This window comes from Ferruginibacter sp. SUN106, assembly GCF_050611765.1.
Lineage (GTDB): Bacteria > Bacteroidota > Bacteroidia > Chitinophagales > Chitinophagaceae > Ferruginibacter.
Map to the genome: position 1 here is coordinate 914,069 of NZ_JBODJC010000002.1, position 19,408 is coordinate 933,476.

Annotated in this window: 14 protein-coding genes; 5 read left to right on the plus strand and 9 right to left on the minus strand. The window is 36.3% G+C overall.

Translation table 11 applies throughout. The features are described 5' to 3' along the window. Positions 1–38 precede the first annotated feature (38 nt). Positions 39–833 carry a hypothetical protein gene (locus ACQ334_RS09865; RefSeq protein ID WP_430988034.1) on the plus strand — a complete coding sequence of 265 codons (795 nt, stop codon included), beginning with the start codon at positions 39–41 and terminating at the stop codon, positions 831–833. Positions 834–891: 58 nt separating this feature from the next. Here the strand turns inward: ACQ334_RS09865 and ACQ334_RS09870 are convergent, their stop codons facing one another. Further along, positions 892–1,611, minus strand: coding sequence for an aquaporin (locus tag ACQ334_RS09870; protein WP_430988035.1), 720 nt, complete (start codon positions 1,609–1,611; stop codon positions 892–894). A 179-nt stretch (positions 1,612–1,790) separates the two neighbouring features. Between ACQ334_RS09870 and ACQ334_RS09875 the strand changes: the two genes are divergently transcribed. Beyond that, positions 1,791–2,306: a DUF421 domain-containing protein gene (locus ACQ334_RS09875; RefSeq protein ID WP_430988036.1), complete on the plus strand. Its 516-nt coding sequence runs from the start codon at positions 1,791–1,793 to the stop codon at positions 2,304–2,306. A 154-nt stretch (positions 2,307–2,460) separates the two neighbouring features. Here the strand turns inward: ACQ334_RS09875 and ACQ334_RS09880 are convergent, their stop codons facing one another. The 5 genes from ACQ334_RS09880 to ACQ334_RS09900 all read right to left on the minus strand — a co-directional run bounded on the left by ACQ334_RS09880 (position 2,461) and on the right by ACQ334_RS09900 (position 11,031). Next, on the minus strand, positions 2,461–3,996 hold the full coding sequence (locus ACQ334_RS09880) for a GMC oxidoreductase (RefSeq protein ID WP_430988037.1): 1,536 nt from the start codon (positions 3,994–3,996) through the stop codon (positions 2,461–2,463). A gap of 162 nt (positions 3,997–4,158) precedes the next feature. Next, entirely contained in the window at positions 4,159–7,713 is a 3,555-nt protein-coding gene (locus ACQ334_RS09885; RefSeq protein WP_430988038.1) for an efflux RND transporter permease subunit, read from the minus strand. 69 nt (positions 7,714–7,782) lie between these two features. Then, a complete protein-coding gene (locus tag ACQ334_RS09890; protein WP_430988039.1) occupies positions 7,783–8,982 on the minus strand; it encodes an efflux RND transporter periplasmic adaptor subunit in 1,200 nt (399 codons plus the stop codon). Positions 8,983–9,014: 32 nt separating this feature from the next. Continuing rightward, a complete protein-coding gene (locus tag ACQ334_RS09895) occupies positions 9,015–10,415 on the minus strand; it encodes a TolC family protein (RefSeq protein ID WP_430988040.1) in 1,401 nt (466 codons plus the stop codon). Further along, positions 10,393–11,031, minus strand: a complete 639-nt coding sequence (locus tag ACQ334_RS09900; RefSeq protein WP_430988041.1) for a TetR/AcrR family transcriptional regulator — start codon at positions 11,029–11,031, stop codon at positions 10,393–10,395. The genes ACQ334_RS09895 and ACQ334_RS09900 overlap by 23 nt, the downstream gene beginning before the upstream one ends. 405 nt (positions 11,032–11,436) lie before the next feature. On the opposite strand from ACQ334_RS09900, the gene ACQ334_RS09905 reads away from it, so the two are divergent. The 3 genes from ACQ334_RS09905 to ACQ334_RS09915 all read left to right on the plus strand — a co-directional run bounded on the left by ACQ334_RS09905 (position 11,437) and on the right by ACQ334_RS09915 (position 15,317). Further along, positions 11,437–11,715 carry a hypothetical protein gene (locus ACQ334_RS09905; protein WP_430988042.1) on the plus strand — a complete coding sequence of 93 codons (279 nt, stop codon included), beginning with the start codon at positions 11,437–11,439 and terminating at the stop codon, positions 11,713–11,715. 76 nt (positions 11,716–11,791) lie between these two features. Next, on the plus strand, positions 11,792–12,625 hold the full coding sequence (locus ACQ334_RS09910; protein ID WP_430988043.1) for a GLPGLI family protein: 834 nt from the start codon (positions 11,792–11,794) through the stop codon (positions 12,623–12,625). Positions 12,626–12,656: 31 nt separating this feature from the next. Further along, positions 12,657–15,317, plus strand: coding sequence for a carboxypeptidase-like regulatory domain-containing protein (locus ACQ334_RS09915; RefSeq protein ID WP_430988044.1), 2,661 nt, complete (start codon positions 12,657–12,659; stop codon positions 15,315–15,317). 43 nt (positions 15,318–15,360) lie between these two features. Here ACQ334_RS09915 and ACQ334_RS09920 read toward each other — a convergent pair whose 3' ends face one another. From ACQ334_RS09920 to ACQ334_RS09930, 3 genes are all read right to left on the minus strand, one after another. Further along, complete coding sequence (locus ACQ334_RS09920; protein ID WP_430988045.1) at positions 15,361–17,100, minus strand: ATP-binding protein; 1,740 nt, start codon at positions 17,098–17,100, stop codon at positions 15,361–15,363. A gap of 85 nt (positions 17,101–17,185) precedes the next feature. Then, entirely contained in the window at positions 17,186–18,313 is a 1,128-nt protein-coding gene (locus tag ACQ334_RS09925; protein ID WP_430988046.1) for a sensor protein KdpD, read from the minus strand. 38 nt (positions 18,314–18,351) lie between these two features. Beyond that, entirely contained in the window at positions 18,352–19,407 is a 1,056-nt protein-coding gene (locus tag ACQ334_RS09930; RefSeq protein WP_430988047.1) for an outer membrane beta-barrel protein, read from the minus strand. Position 19,408: the final 1 nt, after the last annotated feature.

The following is a 19,408-nucleotide window of genomic DNA, read 5'->3' on the forward strand; positions in this document are numbered from 1 at the left end:
CTAAAATTTTGGTTGTGAGAATTAACCTGCTTAATATTTTGAAAAGACAATTTTTACTTTTTTCAATTGTATTGCTTGCAAATTCCCTGCAGGCACAGATACTTACTATTGACCAGACTGATACTTCTGATTATGTAAAAAAGTCTGTAGCTAATGGCAATATTTCCATTGCGCTGGAAGGCGACAAACAAAAGACATTATTATTAGATGCGACCAATGCTTTAAACTTTCAATTACAACACTATAAAGAATTACTGATACTGGCAGCCAGTTACCGTTTTACATATGATGGCGGACAGGATTTTCTTAATTCAGGTTATATTCATTTGCGCTGGCGGCATGATTATAAAAATACCTGGCAGCCCGAAACTTTTGTGCAGTACCAATGGGATAATTCAAGAGGCATGTTGAAACGTTTTATTACGGGAGAAAATGCACGCTATGGTTTCTGGCATAAAAATAACTGGGAGCTGAGTGCTGCAACAGGTGTTATGTACGAAACTGAAACCTGGAATTATACTGCCGTTGATTCTGCACTAAAACCAAGCATTGAAAAAAATCAAACCACCAGTTTATTAAAATCCAATAATTATATAAAACTGGAAGGCAAGACTTCTGCCAACAGTAATCTTTCTTTTATTGTATTTTACCAGGCACCATTTAATAATTTTTTTACGCATTACCGTATTGCCAACAGCGTAAGATTCAGCGTAAGCTTTAGTAAGCATTTTGATTTTGCCATAGCTTTTGCCAGTTTGTATGATTCCAAACCTGTAGTGCCAATAGGAAAATTTTACTACAATTTCTCCAACGGGATTGCCTATAAATTTTAATTCGCTTCGTGAATTTGGGTTGCCACGAAGTAGTTTCTTCTTGTTCTAAAATATTTTTTCAGTGGCTTTTATTTCTTGTAGTAATAAATACTTCGCAGGCGCCCAGCATTCCTGCCAGCGGACAAAAAATATATATCCAGAACGCAGTAAAATGATGAGCCGGGAAAGCACTTGCAAAACTTCTTGCCGGGTTCATACCAAAACCACTGATAGGGCCGGCAATAACAACATTAATAAATACCAGTATTGCTGCAAATACACGGGTGTATTTCTTAAATTTATCGTTTGCAGAAGTATTCAATACCATCGTTATCATAATAAATGAAATGAACACTTCACAAAAAGCTGCTTTCAGCAAGGGTACATTTTTTCCGGGAACGGTAACTACATAGTTCACCGGCGGAGCAGTTAAAACGTTGCCCATTAATAAAACCATAATATAAACCGCAACTACACCTCCTGTCAACTGGAAAACGATATAGAAAAATGCATCTGTTTTACTGATCGTTCCTAACCGCAAATACACCAATGTAACAGCAGGATTTATATGTGCACCCGATGGCGCTGTAACAGGAGAATAAAAAATAAACAATGCTGTGAGGCCCATGGCCGCCGCAATAATTATTAACCGGGTATATGCATCCGGAACGGCAGCATGCCAGCTTGTAGCCTGGTGTTCGAGCATGGCAGTGAAAAGGCAGGCAGATACCATAAAGATACCCAGCCCAAGAGCCTCCATTAAATAGAGTTTGTAATGTTTTATAAATGTGTCCTTCACGTAATTGCTTTATGCTGCAGGTAAAAATAACTTTATAGTTTATAATTTACTCCATAAAAACTATAATTAATAAATCGCTTAACATCAGCCTAACAAAAATGATATCACAAAATGAGTGAAATATATTTTACTTTAGTACAGTTTATTTTCTTACTGTAACATTGCTTAAAGTATAATATATGAATCAGCTACTTCCTTATCTTATCATTGCAGGCAAATCTGTAGCGGTATATCTTTTCATCATTATCGCCATACGTTTTTTTGGCAAGAAGGAATTAGCACAGCTTTCTGTTATTGACCTGGTATTTATTTTACTGATCAGTAACAGTGTACAAAATGCAATGGTGGGTAACGATACTTCGCTGCCCGGAGGAATTGTGGCGGCCCTTGGCTTATTTATTGCCAATTATATTTTTAAGTTCTTCCTGAGAAAATCTCAAAAATTCAGCAATATTATACAGGGAGAAAAAATTGTTTTGGTACAGGATGGAGAAGTATTACAAATGGGATTAAAACATGCGATGATGTCGGTGGATGAACTGGAAAGAGCAATAAGGGAACATGGTATTGATTGCATCGATAATGTTGACCTGGCTGTGTTAGAAGTAGACGGCAATATCAGTGTCTTATCCAACGATTTTAAACACAGAACAGTAAAGCCGAGAAGAAAACCACAGCTTTCACACAATCCATAACACTATTGATTTCAGAATTCACTGCGTGAATTTGGGTTGCCACGGATTACACAGATTTACACTGATTAAATACATTTTTATATACCATAGTATTATTTTTACCGCAGATAAAATACAATCCTTTTAAATCTGTGTAATCCGTGGCTAAAAAAAATTACAGTACGTTATCCATTAAATGTTTTCCCACTCTTAATGCATTGGCCATAATGGTTAATGACGGATTTACTGCACCACTGCTGGGAAAGAATGATCCATCTACTACATAAAGATTTGCAATTTCATGTGTTTTGCAAAACATATCCAGTACAGAGGTTGTTGCATCTTTTCCAAAACGTAAAGTGCCGCATTGGTGCGCCACGCCTTGCAAAGGAATTTGTTTGCGCAGGTATAAAGAGTGCGGAATAAAATGATGGTCGCCATTAATAGTTTTTAAAACGTCTTTCCATTTATCCTGTAAGCGGGTAAAGCCTTCCATATTATTGTCGGTATAATCTACATGAATATTGCCATTGATAAACTGCACCCTGTTTTCTGCAGCAGGTAAATCTTCGCCGGTTAACCACCAGTCTACCGCATGTTCTGCCATCTCATCTAAAATTAAACCCGGCGTAAAAAAAGGTGCATCACCGGATAGCATGTCTTTATTTGATTTACCCATCAACTGCACACAACCCATTGGAAATTTAAAATCGGCATCACCAAAATAATAATCACTGATCGCTAATGTTTTTTGAAATATAGTTGGATTTTTTTTGAGTGTGATACCCAGCATTGCTGCATTATTATGCTTCATAAAATTTCTGCCTGCTAATCCTGATGCATTAGCCAAACCATTGGGATGTTTATCATTAGCCGACTTTAATAACAATACAGCAGAATTAACCGCACCTGCAGACACTACAAAAATATCAGCGGCAAATTCTTTTACACCTCCATCATGTTCTACGTTTACAGATGTAATTGCTGTACCGGTTGCATTGGTGATAAGCTTTGTAACTTTTGCTTCGGTTAATAAAGTGATATTGGTATTATTTAAAGAAGGCCGTACTGCATTTACTTCTGCATCTGCTTTTGCATGTATCATACAAGGAAAACCATCACAGGTATTACAACGGATACAGGTACTGTTTACTTTATCCTGTTCATTTAATTTTATACCCATTGGAATAGGAAAAGGATTATGCCCTTCTTTTACCAATGCTTCTTCCAGTTCCTGTATTGCAGGCTCATTACTGATAGGTGCATAGGCATACTCATTACTGCGTGGTGGCTCAGTAGGGTCAACTCCTGCTTTACCATGCACATCATATAATTTTTCTGCTTCGGCATAAAAGGGTTCGTAATCTTTATATTTTAAAATCCACTCCGGTGAAATACCTCCGGCATGCTGTGTTTGCTCAAAATCTTTTTCCCGTAAGCGGAACAATGCTGCGCCATACACTTTTGTATTGCCGCCCACCCAATAACCTGTTCCGGGATGTAAATCTTTATCACCTTCAGTTTTCCAAACTTCTTTGGTATGGTACCTTTCCTTTTGAAAAACTTCTATGGTATCCCAGTTTTCTTTTTCTCTTGGCAGGAATGTGCCTCTTTCCAATACTAATATTTTTTTGCCGCTATCTTTTAATGCATGCAATAAGGTGCCACCGCCTGCTCCTGTACCTATGATGATAATATCGTAATGTTCCATCGTTGATTATTTTATTACTTGTAATATACACCAGGTAATTTTAAACAGTTGTTAATACAAGGTCAGACGAGGGCGTGAGACCTTGTGCAAAAAAAGAAGCTGTTCATTACTGAACAGCTTCCTGTAAAAAATCCTGCTTCCCCTTTAATCAAACGCCCTGTTTTATTTTGGGTTCTTCAATGTGCCATTCCATACTTTTTTGCCCTGCAGTCTTTTTACCAAATACATAATACCTACAAAGATGAAAAAGAATGGTCCTGCAAAGCCTAACAAACCTATGAATTTAGTACCGTAAAATCTTTCCATCGGGCGGCGCAATCTTTCAGAAATAAGGTACATACTTGGCACCATTATCAAGGTGAGGAAGAAAGCGAATATTAAACCAAATATCATCGTCCAGCTTAAAGGCCCCCAGAATACCACACTATCTCCACCAAAGAAAATATGCGGATTAAGGTGCTGGAAGAACGATACAAAATCGATATTAAAACCAACTGCCAATGGCAACAAACCCAATATGGTTGCAATAGCCGTAAGCATTACCGGTATGATACGAATTTTACCAGCTTCAATAGCTGCATCTCTTGTACGCATTCCCCTACCTCTTAACTCATCAGTAAATTCGATTAACAAAATACCATTTTTAATAACGATACCTGCCAATGCAATGATACCTACACCCAACATGATCGTTGCAATCGTCATCCCTGTAAAGGCATAACCCAGCAATACACCAATGATGCTAAAGAATATTTCGGTGATCACAATAAATGGTTTACTGATGCTATTGAACTGTAATACCAATATCATAAAGATGATGGCCAATGCACCCAGCAACGCATACATTAAAAAGGTTTGTGTTTCTTTTTCCTGTTCACTTTGCCCGCTTAGTTTTAAAGTAACATCAGAGGAAATTTTATTTTTTGATTTAAAATCATCCAGCTTTACCTGCAATTCAGCGTTTATCGGCCCCACCATGGTTGGATCCAGTACATTACTTTGCAATTGTATGGTACGTTTTACATTTTTACGTTTTATTGCCCCTGTTGCAGTGGTATAATCACGGCTTGCTACTGCACTTATAGGAATACTTTTTACCCGCATGGTATTCATATCCATAAAGGTGATACGCATGTTCATCAGGTCGTCAATATTATGGCGTACTAAATCTGTAGTTCGTAACTGTATCTTATACTCATCTTCCCCATCTTTTAATTTACTTACCTCTTTACCAAATAAAGCCGTACGAATTTCCATACCTATCTGGCCCGTACTTAAGCCTTCCATCATTGCCTTCTCCCTATCTACATTAATGGTTACTTCTGGGCTATTCAGGTCAACATCCATCTGTAAATTTTCAATACCATTTATCTGGTTAGTATCCATGTAATTTGCCAGTTGAGTAGCTACTTTTGAAATACTTTCAAAATTATCACCCTGCACTTCAATGTTTACCGGAGGATCTGTTGGAGGTCCGCCATCTTCCTGTGCCACTTCAATACTGGCACCGGGTATACCGGTCATCTGCCTCCGTATCTCTTCTTTAAACGGTAATGTTTTTTTGCCTTCCCTCTTATCATACTCTACAAACGAAACCTGTATACGGCCTAAATTCGGTTGCACACTCCTGTTATTATCTCTTGGATTGTTGGCACTAACGGCCACATTGGTAATGATACTTTCTACAATACCGCCGGGTATAGTGGGCAATTCTTTGGCCAATATTTTTTGTACCCTTCCTTCCAGTACATGCGTAACACTGTCTGTGTATTTAACATCTGTACCCACAGGTAATTTTAAATACACATAAATAAAATTAGGATCGCCGCTGGGGAAGAACGTTGATTTGTTACCCCTTGCCATCAATAATAATAATGCGACAACAAATAAACCAAATAGCGAAGCGAATGCCCACATGGGCCTCCAGCCTACCAATATCCATTTTAATAACCTTTCGTAATGATTCATCAACCATGGCAACGCCTTCTTTTGAAAAGCATGTATGGCATCATTTAATACGTAAGCATTAAGCACCATCAACAATGCCATCATTAAAAGGAAGTTGGCTGTGCCATGCATACCTGGTACATGCAATAATATTCCTGCTACAGCAAAAATGATAAACCATTTATTTGTCCAGATAGCACGTTTTGGTTTTTCATATTCTTTACCCTCAGGTTTCATAAAACTTACCGCAAAAACCGGGTTGAAGATAAATGCTACAATTAATGATGCAGCCAAAGTAAGGATAAGCATCGTTGGTAAGTAGATCATAAACTTACCGATCAATCCTTTCCATAATAATAAAGGGAAGAATGGCGCCAGTGTTGTTGCAGTACCTGCAAGCACGGGAATAAAAACTTCACCCGCTGCTTCTTTCGCACTTCGCACAATGGGCACTTTGCCATTATTATAAATACGGTGCGTATTTTCTATTACCACAATGGCATCATCCACAATAATACCCAACCCCAGCAGCAATGCAAAGAGTACAATAAAGTTTAACGTTACTGTTGTGCCTATTATTCCATCTGCCAACGGCAAAAACATAAATGCCACAAACACACTTAACGGTACACTCAACGCCACAAAGAAGGCATTGGTAACACCCATAAAAAACATCAGGATGATAAGTACCAAAACAAAACCAATGATGATGGTATTTACCAGCTCGTTAAAAGATGTTTTAGTGGCTTTACTTAAGTCCCCGGTGATTACTACGTTTAAAGTTTTAGGGATGTCCTGCTTTTCTTTCATCTCTGCCACAATGCCTTTAATTTTATCTGCAGCTTCAATCAGGTTTTCACCGGCACGTTTTACTATATTCAATGTCACCACATTCTTACCATCTAACCTGGCATAACTTTCTTTTTCTTTAACAGTATCCACTAATTGTGCGATGTCTCTTAAATAAACAGTAGCACCCTGTGCACTGCTACGTACCACAATGTTATTAAGGTTTAATGCGCTGGTGAATTGCCCTTTTACTTTTATCGTACGCTTCATATCACCCACTTCCAATGTACCACCGGTGATATCCCTGTTCTCCCTGCTGATGGCATTTTCAATATCCGTAAAACTTATTCTTGCCTGGCTCATTTTATAAGGATCTACATTTACCTGTATCTCACGTTCAGGCGCACCCACAATTTCTGCACGGGTAATTTCTGTAAGTTCCTCAAACCTGTCCTGCATTTTATCGGCATACTGTTTCAATTTAATGCCATCATAATCTCCACTTACGTTTACAAACATGATGGGCATTTCGCTGAATGCAAATTCTGCCACGTCCGGTTCTGAAGTAAGATCAGTAGGCAGATCAGTTTTTGCTTTATCAATCGCATCTTTTACTTTTTGTTTGGCTACTTCAGTTTTTACATCCGTATCAAACTCAGTTACAATCAAACTATAATCGGCTTGTGAAGTACTGGTAATTTTTTTAACCTTGGCGCCACTGATGCCTTTCAATTGTTTTTCAATCGGCCTTGTTACCAGGTTCTCAATATCCTTGGGCGAATTACCGGCGTATACTGTAACTACTGAAATGGTAGGTACCACAATATCCGGGAATTGTTCCTTGGGCATGGTGTTGAACTTGATCAGACCAAAGGCTGATATCAACACCGCTATAATGTACACTGCAGTACGATTGTCTACAGCCCAGCTGGTAAGCCCAAACTGTTTAAATTTATCTTTTACTCCTTCTATGAAATTCATAAAAATATTTTTGTTTCGTCCCTGTCTTTAAAAAGAAAATAAGTTAGTTCTGTTTATACGTAAGAAGGCTTACAATTTTGTAGATATTGTTTGTCCTTCATACAAATTCTGAAACCCTTCTGTAACCAATTGATCGCCTGCTTTAAGGCCCGCTTTTATTTCCACTTTTTCGCCATACACTTCACCAATGGTAACGGTTACACGATGAGCAGTAGTTTTTCCATTACTGCTTTGAGAAAGCACATAAGCATATTTACCCGTTTCATCAGATTGAATTACGTTTACCGGAATTACGATTACATTGGCAGCTGCGTAATCAAGAATTTTCACCACTGCTGATTGGCTGGGTTTTAAAGTAAGGTCACTGGCAATCTTTGCTTCAGCAACAAAGCCTCTTTGCAATGGATCTATTGACTGGCTAATTAAAGAAATTACAGAATTGATTTTTTTATTTGCATCTGGTATTGTAATCTCAACCTGTGATCCTTGATGCACTCTTGTTAAATAATTTTCCGGAATATTAACCACTACCTTTAAACTATTCTTATTTACAATTTTAATTTGTCCCATTCCTGCAAATATTTCTCCCACTTTTACCGCTACCACATCAGCAATCCCATTTACATCACTGTATACATTAGCTGTATTTAATTGTTCCTGTAGTGTTTTTGTTTGTTCACTCGCCGCACTTAATTGATTTTCTAATCCAGTCACATTAGTTTTTGCAGTTATTAATTGCACCTCTGTACCAATGCCTTGATCCCACAAATTTTTTGTACGATCGTAAATTGTTTTAGCCAATCCCAGTTGGGTCTTTATTCCTTCTAACTGTTGTCTTGCAGCTGTTAAACTCTGGCGCATAATAGCATCATCCAGTTTTAATAATAACTGGCCTTTTTTTACCGTTTGGCCTTGCGTTACATACACTGCTTTTACCTGCGCAGGGCCCATACGTGGCGAGATGTAAGAAATATTGTCGGCGTCAACTCTTCCTTGCAGGTCAATAAAGTGTTGAAAATTTTCGGTACCAACCGGTGTTACACTTACCAGTTTAATTTTTGCACTGTTGGCCGCATTGGTATCAATCTTTGCCAGTTCCTCTTGTAATTTTTTATACTCTTCTTGTTTGCTGGTCAGGTCTGCTTTTACTTTTGCCAGGGCAGCCTTTTTATCATTTAATGCAGCTTCCCCATCTTTTTTACTTCCGCCGCAACTTGCCATTACAACTGCTGCAGTAATAATTAACCCTAATGTTTTTAACTCTTTCATATTGTTAGTTTGATGCTTATTGTTTATGATTATTATAATTTCCCCACTGCTTTTAACCAATCAATTTTTGCAGTGATGGCATCGTACAAACTACTGTAGTAGTTAGTTTGTGCCATTTTTAATTCGGTTTGTGCGTTATATATTTCCTGGTTGTTACCAAGGCCTTGTTCATATTTTTTCTTGGTAGTATTGTATACGCTTTCTGCAAGTACAATATTTTTCTTCTGATTATCCATTGTAAGCAATGCGCTGGTCATTTTAATACGGCTCTGCTCTACATCGTAATCAATGTTTTGTTTCAGCTGTTCGATACTGTTCTGTGTTTTCTGCAATTCGTATTTGCTTTGCTGAATAAGGGCATTCTTTTTAAAGCCATCAAAAAGCGGCATAGAAATTTTTACACCCACTAAAGAGGTAGTAAACCATTCATCTTTATTAAAGAAATTAAAAGCATTACGTTGGGCATTTTTACTGTAACTGCCAAATGCTGCAACAGTAGGTAGTTTACTTAATTTATACCGGCGAACATTATACCCTCCTAATTTTTCTGCCACAGTCAATAACTGAAATTCTTTCCTGTCCTTATAGTCGTAACTGGCATTTAATATATCATCCTTTAATTCTGCCTCACTTAAAGTATCTGATAAAACCAATTGCTCTTTTTGTGGCATACCCAGCAGAAATTTTAAACCACTGTTACCAGCAGTAAGTGCGTTAACTACTTTTTCTTTTTCGGTTTTAATATTATTCAGTTGTACCGTCACTTTATCTACATCCAGTTTTTCTGCAAATCCATTTTTATAGATTTCTTTAGTATCGTTCAATAGTTTTTCAAAACGTGTAATGTTGGCATCTAATGAAGCTAACTGGCTTTGGCCTACCACCAGTTGGTAGTATATCTTCATCACATTGGCTTTAATCTGCTCCTGTGTAACTGCCGCAGTTTTCTTATAATAATCCAGTACTGCACCTCTTGCCATCAGCCCAACAAAAACCTGTCCGTCAAATAACAATTGGCTTACATCCACACCGGCATTTGCTACCCATGGCACACCAAACTGTGCTTGTATATTGCCAAAACCGCCAGCGGGAAAAGTGATGGTATTACCTGCGCCATTTTTTACTGCTTCATCTACTAATACCTGGTAAGTAGCGGGGCTGATAAAGTTGGGTAAGGATTGTACTGCTATATTTGGATAGTGCGTAAATCCTGTGCTGGCATTTACCTGCGGATAGGCTGCGGCCGTGATCTGCCTGTTTACCTGCTCCTGCACTTTTATGTCCAGCAAGGCATTCTTTACCTGTGTGGCATTCTTCATAGCGTAGTCTACAGCCTGTTTTACAGTGAATTCGTTTTTCTGCTGTGCAAAAGCACTTGCAGATAATAACACCATACTTAATGCAGCGGTGTTAGTGAGCCAAAATTTTTTCATTGGTGTTCGTCTTTTTTATTCTGTCTTGTTGATACTTTGTAATTAATTTATGTCCCTTTATTGTTGCCAAACTAAATAAGAAATGAATAGTTAAGGTGGTTTGCACCGTTACCATATTGTATTTGGTTTTAGGAAATACCTGTTGGTTAAACGGCAACATTATAGTTTCCAGTCTTGCTTTAATTAACACATCTATATTGATATCATTACGATACAACTCATCAGTAATACCCCATTCCAGGTTTTCTTTCAGCACTTTAAACAGGAAAGTATATTTATGCTGTTTAAATTTTTCGAATGATTTGGGGTAATATTTTTCTAACTCAAATAAAATGGTGGGGTTCATGTTCTGAAACATTTCCTGCATCATATCCATGGCCATAAACACTTCGTGGATGGCGTCTTTGGCAGATTGCTTGTCCTGCACACAGCATTCCTGGTTGTGGTTGATAATGTCCACCATTACCGCATCCACCAGTTCGTCCTTATCGGCGTAATACTGGTAAATCGTTTTTTTACTGGCCCCCATCTGCAGCGCAATTTCATCCATGGTAACGGATCTTACGCCGTATTGCATGAACAGGTCGTGGGCTTTTTGTTTAATTCTATCTTTCAATTTATTTATTGCTTAATCGGGCACAAAACTATGGAAACTTTTTAAGTTGCCAAAGTTTCCATCACTTTTTTTTGCCACTTAACACAAAATTCATGTTGGGGAGAATAAAAAGATGTCTTGCTGATGTAAGTCATATTACCTACATCCTATTCTTTATAATACTGTACCCTTAAATAAAAATTTTGTTGGTGTTGTAAATATTGTACATTTTAAAATTGTTCCCAACCTTCTCCTGCGTTAACCGCAACAATAGCTTTTAATATTTTATTTGTACGATGTGTAAAAATTATTCTGGCCGGAATGGCGGAACATTACTCCTTTACATGTTCTTAAGTAGTACTAAAAGGAAATAACATTAATTAAATTTAAGGTTAAAGCTTTTCCGTAAAAGCAAATTCTATTGTTATGAAAAAAATAGTCTTAATCAGTATTTTATCCTTATCATTTGTGGCAACTTTTGCCGCTAAAAGCAATAAAATAAGTGATAAATTAAAAACACAGGCCCATGGTAAAATGTTGCCCCCTGTTAATCTTTCGTATACTACTTCCTGTGGTACTACAGTTACATTTACCATATCGTCAGAAAACATGAGTAACGTCGGGTTCGCTATTGATTATTACAATGATAGGGACTGCGGTACACACTGGACACTTGATGATATCATTAACTGTCCTTGCTCGTAACTCTATTTATCTGCTAAAGCAAGTGCCGGTCTTAATTAAGGCCGGTACTTTATTTCTACAATACTAAAAGTTTGTTATGAAAATAAAAATTCCGCTTTTCTTGATTTTTTTACTGTGCAGTTCAATTGCAAAAAGTCAGGTATTTGACACCTGCATAGTAAAATACAAATATATATTTACCTATCAGGTTGATTCTCTTAATACAGATAAGAAGCAAAGTGATCTGATGATTTTGGAAATTGGTAATAAGACTGCTCTCTATTATAGTAAAGCCGCCAGAGTTGGAGATTCAATACAGCAAAAAGATATTCAAAATGGTTTCAGCCCTCAGGAAATAGCTGCCAACAAGGGTAAATATAATTTAAGTAAATCAAGAACAGTTATTATCAAAAATTATCCTGAAAACAAAATGACAGTTACGGATAAGGTAATGCAGGATTATAAATATATTGAACCGTTAGCAGCACAGGAGTGGAAAATAGTAAAGGATACTGCTACAATTTATGGGGTAAAGTGCCAGAAAGCCACAGCCAACTTTAGAGGAAGAAATTATGAGGCTTGGTTTACAAAAAGTATCCCGGTGATTGCCGGCCCATGGAAGTTTTATGGTTTACCGGGGTTGATACTAAACGTATATGATATAAAACACCAGTTTTCTTTTGAATTTAATGGCATAGAAATACCACAAAAAAACGAACTAATGGAAATTGTACCTAAACAATACATTCTAGCTTCAAGAAAGGAAGTATGGAATTTAAAAAAAGAAATGTTCCAGCATCCTTATGAATTTGCTGCTAATACTTTGAATGCAATGGGTATTAAAGAAGTAACTACTGACGGACAACCAACCCGTCCATTAAGGAATATAAAAGACACTTCACTTCCTTTTAACCCAATGGAACTGGAGTAAAAATTTTCATTATCAACTTGTAAACTAATCATTGAAAACAGCAGCCCTCTTTTTTATTTCTTTCTTGTGGCATCCAACTATTATTTTTAGCCAGGTAAATATTGCGGGAATCATTTCTGATCATAATGGAAAAGCATTATACGGAGCAAGCATTACTGCTTTTGAAAAAGGAAACAATACCATTTCAAGTTATTCAATCACACTTAACAACGGGCAATATAAAATCATTTTAAACAGCAGTTCTGATTCAATTGATATTATAGCCTCACATATTGGCTACAAAGAAATTCGAAAAAGAGTAGTCAACAAATCACAACAACTATCCTTCGCTTTATTGCCTACCAAAATTGAAATGCCAAACATAGTTATTGAAAATAAGTTATCTATAAATAAAAAAGGCGATACCCTAAATTATGATGTAAAAACTTTTACAGTCAAAACTGATAGGGTAATTGCAGATGTATTAAAAAAGCTACCCGGTATTGAAATAGATGCCAGCGGACAGGTAAGATATAACGGCAAGCCTATTACTAATTATTATATAGAAGGGCTAGACTTATTAGAAAACAGATATAATATTGCCAACCAGAATATTCCTGCTGACATAGTTGAAAAGGTACAGATACTGGAAAATCATCAACCTATAAAAGCACTGGACAGTACTGTTTTTTCAGACAGAGCAGCAATAAATTTAAAACTCACAAAAGCAGCAAGGGATAAATTTTTTTCAACAGCTAAGATCGGGGCAGGTATTTCGTCTTTATTGTGGCAGAATGAGTTACTTACTTTTAATTTCAGAAAAAAATTCCAATTTATATCTGGCTATAAAACGAACAATATCGGTATCAATCTGGGTAACGAATTAAATAGTCTTACTTCAGATCAATTTGATAACCTGTCTATGTTAAACCAAAAACAGGATTTAGTGGCACTTTTAAATCCATCTACCCCGCCTTTTGAAGACAAGCGGTATTTGTTCAATAAAACTCATTTAGTCTATTCAAATGGGCTATTTGTTACAGGGAAATCTTCTCAGCTTAAATACAATATCAGTTACCTTAACAATAACACACGCCGAAATTCTAGTACAAGAACTTTATATTATCTCCCACAGGATACTCTTGCTATAATCGAGAATCAGCAACAAGATATCACTTCCAATAAATTATTTTCAAATTTCGGCTTAACCATTAATAAAGCTAATTTTTATTTAAAGGATAATTTAAAATTTGAGGGATATTGGGATAAGGCCAAAAGTGAGATCGTAAACTTAATTGGTAACCTGCAGCAACAAACAAATACTCCGCTCTACCAGGTAATCAATAATTTCCATATTATTTTTTCAAAAAAGAAAAATAGTACGGAATTAAATTCCAATATCATTATAAAAAATACACCACAGCAATTAACAATGCTGCCCGGTCCATTTTCAAATTTTTTCAACCAGGGAATGCCATACGAAAGCCTGAAGCAAGAAGCGACACAAAAAACAGCCGCAACTGAAAATTATTTACAAATAAGAAAGCATTTATTTGCATTTACACAAAGAATAAAATTAGGCTTTGCTTTACAGAATAGCAGTATTGCAAGCGCTGTTAAAAAAGATAATGCTAATTCCTGGACTTTACTTGGCGATAGTATGAAAAATGACTTGAAGTGGCGGGAAATAAAGCCATACACTGAACTTGGTATGTATATTTTAAAAGGGAAATGCCAAATAGATCTTACATCAACTTTAGTTAGCAACACCATTTTAGATAATGATTTAATAAACAATATCCTCAATAGAAAAACTTTTTTATTGCTGAATAATTCAGTAAAAGTAAAACAAAATATAGGGGCCTACTACAACTTTGCTTTTTCTCTTCGAAACGAAAATAACATCAGCAGTGTTAATCAAAATACGATTGGCTACATTGTCACTAATTATCGCACTGTGTCAAGAAATAATTTTACACTCCAAAAAAGTAAAAAATATGCTGCAAGTTTATTTATAAGTTACCGTAACCCACTTAAGACATTATTCGGGTATTTTTCCTCGTCTTATAATATCTCCCAAAATAAATTATTGCCTGAAATTTTACATACTGCTGAATTCCAGACTACCAATTTAATTAAAAGTGATAATCAGGAAAAAAGTGTTTTTGTTTTATTTAATGGGAATAAAATTTTTAAAAAAAGTAAAACAAGTATAGGATTAAATGGCCTAATAAACAACACCAGCTACCCACAACTACAACAAAATAACTTAAGCAAAATTTTTACTAAAAACACCATACTTAAACTTGATGTCAATACAAGAAAATTTGAATGGTTATTCCCAGAGCTAAATACAACCTTTACAAGATCTGCCACAAAAATAAATTCGCCTCAATCCAATATTACAATAGCCCCCATTAATCAAATTACAGAAAATATCAACCTAAATTTCTTTATTACAAAAGAATTAATTTTTACTGCCGCTTCATCTTATTATTATACAAAACAAGCTGCTTCGCCAGTGCAGACTACTTTATTTTTTGATTGTTATATGACATATAAAAAAGGTAAATACAACTTTGACATCAAGCTTCTCAACTTATCCAACATTAAAAACTTTAAGACCATTTTTATTAATGAAAATATGCAATCCTTTACCAATTATAAATTGCGATCAACCAATGTATTAGCTCAATTTTCTTTTAGATTTTGATCGTATCTTCACCAGCTATATTTAATGTAGGTTAAAATTGTATCTACACCGTAAATGCATTTAAAATAATTGTAAAACTACTGCCGGCACCAAAATCACTCTCTACGTATATAGTACCGCCCTGCGCTTCTATAAATTCTTTACTGATAGATAAACCCAGGCCCGTGCCTTCTTTTTTTGTGCCCGGCACACGAAAATAGCGATCGAATATTTTTTCTTTATACTGGGGTGGAATACCCTGGCCTTTATCAGTTACCGTAAATTCGAATTTGCCTGCATCATGTTTTACACTGATGTACACTACTGCATTATCATACGAGTACCTTATAGCATTGGAGATAAGATTGGTTAATACCCAGGCCGTTTTTTCTTCATCAGCCAATACCTGTGGCAATGCAGCAGGTACCGACACTTCCAGCCTGATATTTTTTTGTTCTGCCGCAGCTTTATTGGCATTAACGGCATAGTTTACAATCTCATTTACATCAGTTGCTGCTACAGCCATTTGTATATGGCCACTTTCCACCTGTGTCATATTCAGTAATTCGCCTGTTATTTTCAGTAAGCGGTTGGCATCATCCTTAATACTGCCTAGCAAATTCTTTTGTTCTTCATTTACATTGCCTATTTGTTCATTCTCCAATAATTGCAAACTCATTTTTATAGAAGAGATCGGTGTTTTTAATTCATGCGATACCGTGGCAATGAAATTTGTCTTAGCAAAATCTAGTTCTTTAAAAGGTGTGATATTTTGCAATAAGATCACATTACCAATAAATTTTTCTTCCTTCTCTCCTGTTGGTGTTATATTAATTGGTACAACCTGTTTCTCAAAATAACTTTCTTTATTATCAGCATAAATTTTAATGGGCTCATGCTTTGTATTTGCTGTTTCATTAGTTGCAGCAAATAAATCCTGTATCAGTGAACGAATGAGATCATTATTCACTGCCACATCCTGTATTTGTTTACCAATAGTATCTTCAGCTTTAAGGCCGGTAATTTTAAGTGCCACATCATTCATGAAAAGAATGTGTTTTTTTGCATCTAATCCTATCACCGGATCTTTAATATTACTGATCAACGTTTCAATACGCTTCTTCTCCATCATCAGCTTTTCAATATTACTCGTCTTATATTCTTCCAGCTTTTGTGCCATGGTATTGAAGGCGTTTGCCAGGTCGCCAAATTCATTATTTTTTTCAAAGTGTACCCGTTTAGAATAATTCTGAGCAGCAATTTCTTTGATGCTTTCTGTAAGTTCTTTTACGGGGTTGGCAATATTTCCTGGCAAATTCACTAATAGTACAAAGGCAATTAAAAAACAAAATGTACCTGCCAGTGCGATCCACAAAGTAGCATCATCAGCAGTTTTTTTTGCTACTGCACTTTTGCGTTCGATTGCCTGCATATTGAGCAGCATAATATCAGTGAGGTTACTATGCACTGTAGCCAACAGCGTAGTATCTGCCGGGTTAGTTTTTAGTTTATTAAAATTTATGGTAAGTTGGTCAGTTAATTGTTGTTCTCCCGGCTCGGTAATATTATGCTGTTGCTTTTGTAAATTGTTTTCAAATTTTGCAATACTGGTATTGGTAAAGCCATCATCGTTTAAAGCAATCAGCATTTGCCTGGAATAATCGAGGGTATTATAATTGGCCACTAAAATATTTTTAGTGTCGGCTGAAAGTTTGTTGATGTAAATACTGCCGATTGCCGTCAGCAACACAATCATTGTAAACAGCAAACCAATACCTAAAAAAAGTTTTGCTTTAATTTTCATTTTTATAAATTTACCATAACACTTTCAAAAAACATTTTACCATAGAGGCATTTAAGGGCATATAAGAAAATACATTGCTTTTATTTTAGCTTAAAATTACAAGGTCAATATTATTTGCTGATAATTTTTTAAGTAATTCATTAAATACATTGGTAGCCAAAATTACTTTTAATAAACTTAAATGTGGCTTGCCGATGCAGATGGTGGTAATATTTCTTTCTTCGCATTGTTCAATGATGGCTTTGGCTACCTGTTTATTTTCTACTTTAATAATTTCTGCACCCAGCTCCGTTGCCAATTTAAAATGATTGATGAGGTGCCGTTGTTTATCCAAAGCAATCTTGTCTGCACTTTCATCGGGAGTTTGTACGTACAGCACATACCATTTACTATGGTAATAATTGGCCAGTCTTGCTGTTTTCCTGATCACCGTTTTTGCGGTTTGTTCGTTAGAGCTGATGCAGGCTAAAAATTTTTCGTGCTTGATGGCATGTACTTTGGTTACTTCTGTCTCTACTTTTCTTTCTACCTGGCTGGCCACTTCTTTTAATGCCAGTTCACGCAATTGCAGGATATGCTCATTCTGAAAAAAATTCTTTAATGCGGTTTCAATTTTTTCTGCCTGGTAAATTTTACCTTCTTTTAATCTTGTAATTAATTCATCGGCAGTAAGGTCGATATTCACTACTTCATCTGCCTGCGCCAATACACTATCCGGAATCCGTTCTTTCACTTCCACACCGGTTATCTTTTTTACTTCTTCATTCAGGCTTTCAATATGCTGAATGTTTACAGCACTGATGACATTGATACCGGCATCAATAATTTCCATCACATCCTGCCAGCGCTTTTCATTTTTGCTGCCTTCGATATTGGTATGTGCCAGCTCGTCAATGACCACCACTTCGGGCCGCAAATTAATTACAGCCTGCACATCCAGTTCTTCCAGTTCCTTTCCTTTATAAAATAATTGCCGCCTTGGCACAACCGGAAGCCCTTCTAATAATTCATGCGTTTCTTTACGGTTATGTGTTTCGATATAACCAATTTTTACATCAATGCCATTTTTTAATAAGGAACGGGCTTCCTGTAACATACGGTACGTTTTACCTACACCGGCACTCATGCCGATGTAAATTTTAAACTTTCCTCTTCTTGATTTTTTTATAAGATCAAGAAAGTGTTGTACGTTATTTTCTTTTTCGCCTGGCATTGATTGTATGTAGCAAATCGCTTTTTAAAATTACACTATTAAAAATGGTAGGTTGCTGCCAAAATAAAGCTGCCGGTAGATTTGGTGAATGTGCCGGCATTTTTATAAAACACGGAATTACCTGCATTATCTAATCTGAACTCCGGAATAATGGTAAGGTTATCAATTTTAAAATTAGCAGACAGCGTTGGTGCAAAAATATTTTTCAATCCTACATATTGATCTTTATCAGCAATGTATTCTCCACGTATGGTTAAGCCAACCCAGTTTACAGGATCAAAATTTAAGTACAATGCAACGCCACTCCAGTCTGAAGTTTTTGATGCACCTGTAGTATCTGTTAATTGTACAGATTGTAGTGTTCCATTAAGGCCTATATTGAATTTACCGGTTACAGTATATATAGCTACGATATCTCCATGCAGTAATTTTTTTGTAGCACTTTGTTTTCCGCCAACAAAATTAAAATACGCCTTCAGCTTATCATTTTTTGAAGCGGTTGAAAATTGTGCAATGAGAGATTTAGGCATTGCAGGTGCGGAGCGGTAATCGACAGGGTTAGAAATGCCCAGCATCAAAGCGTTTTTGCCACCTAAACTGATATCGGCTTTTACACCGGTATGGGAAAACGGTCCGTTGCTAAACATATAACTCATGCTGTAATTTCTATTTAAATAAGGGTCCAGCATTTCGTATCCCACATGCGTTGCCCATGTACCTAATGTAAACTTAATTACTGCAGAAGGCGCATAACTGAGGTAAGCTTGCTTAATGGCAAACCTTGTACTGGCATCATTATAAGCAAACTCTTCTGCCCGGTTGCCAAAGCCTATGTCAATTGTGGCACTTACTTTTCCAAAACTATGATCAGCTCTTAGCGATGCCATACCTAACTCAAAAGAGTTACTGGTTTTTGTAAAACTGGTAAAGCTATTGTAAGGACTAGTTTTTGAATTGTTGAAATTATACCGGTAATACCCATCAACAGATCCTGTTATGGTAGTGGTTGATTTCTTTTTGGTAGAATCGGTATCCTGGGAAAAAACTGCCTGTCCTATTATTACTGCTGTAATCAGCAGCGCTATCTTTTTCATC

Bases quoted from the DNA above. Each gene is read 5' to 3' on its own strand.
- ACQ334_RS09875 (WP_430988036.1), top strand. From the start codon at position 1,791: ATGAATCAGCTACTTCCTTATCTTATCATTGCAGGCAAATCTGTAGCG.
- ACQ334_RS09880 (WP_430988037.1), bottom strand. From the start codon at position 3,996: ATGGAACATTACGATATTATCATCATAGGTACAGGAGCAGGCGGTGGC.
- ACQ334_RS09885 (WP_430988038.1), bottom strand. From the start codon at position 7,713: ATGAATTTCATAGAAGGAGTAAAAGATAAATTTAAACAGTTTGGGCTT.
- ACQ334_RS09890 (WP_430988039.1), bottom strand. From the start codon at position 8,982: ATGAAAGAGTTAAAAACATTAGGGTTAATTATTACTGCAGCAGTTGTA.
- ACQ334_RS09895 (WP_430988040.1), bottom strand. From the start codon at position 10,415: ATGAAAAAATTTTGGCTCACTAACACCGCTGCATTAAGTATGGTGTTA.
- ACQ334_RS09905 (WP_430988042.1), top strand. From the start codon at position 11,437: ATGAAAAAAATAGTCTTAATCAGTATTTTATCCTTATCATTTGTGGCA.
- ACQ334_RS09910 (WP_430988043.1), top strand. From the start codon at position 11,792: ATGAAAATAAAAATTCCGCTTTTCTTGATTTTTTTACTGTGCAGTTCA.
- ACQ334_RS09920 (WP_430988045.1), bottom strand. From the start codon at position 17,100: ATGAAAATTAAAGCAAAACTTTTTTTAGGTATTGGTTTGCTGTTTACA.
- ACQ334_RS09925 (WP_430988046.1), bottom strand. From the start codon at position 18,313: ATGCCAGGCGAAAAAGAAAATAACGTACAACACTTTCTTGATCTTATA.
- ACQ334_RS09930 (WP_430988047.1), bottom strand. From the start codon at position 19,407: ATGAAAAAGATAGCGCTGCTGATTACAGCAGTAATAATAGGACAGGCA.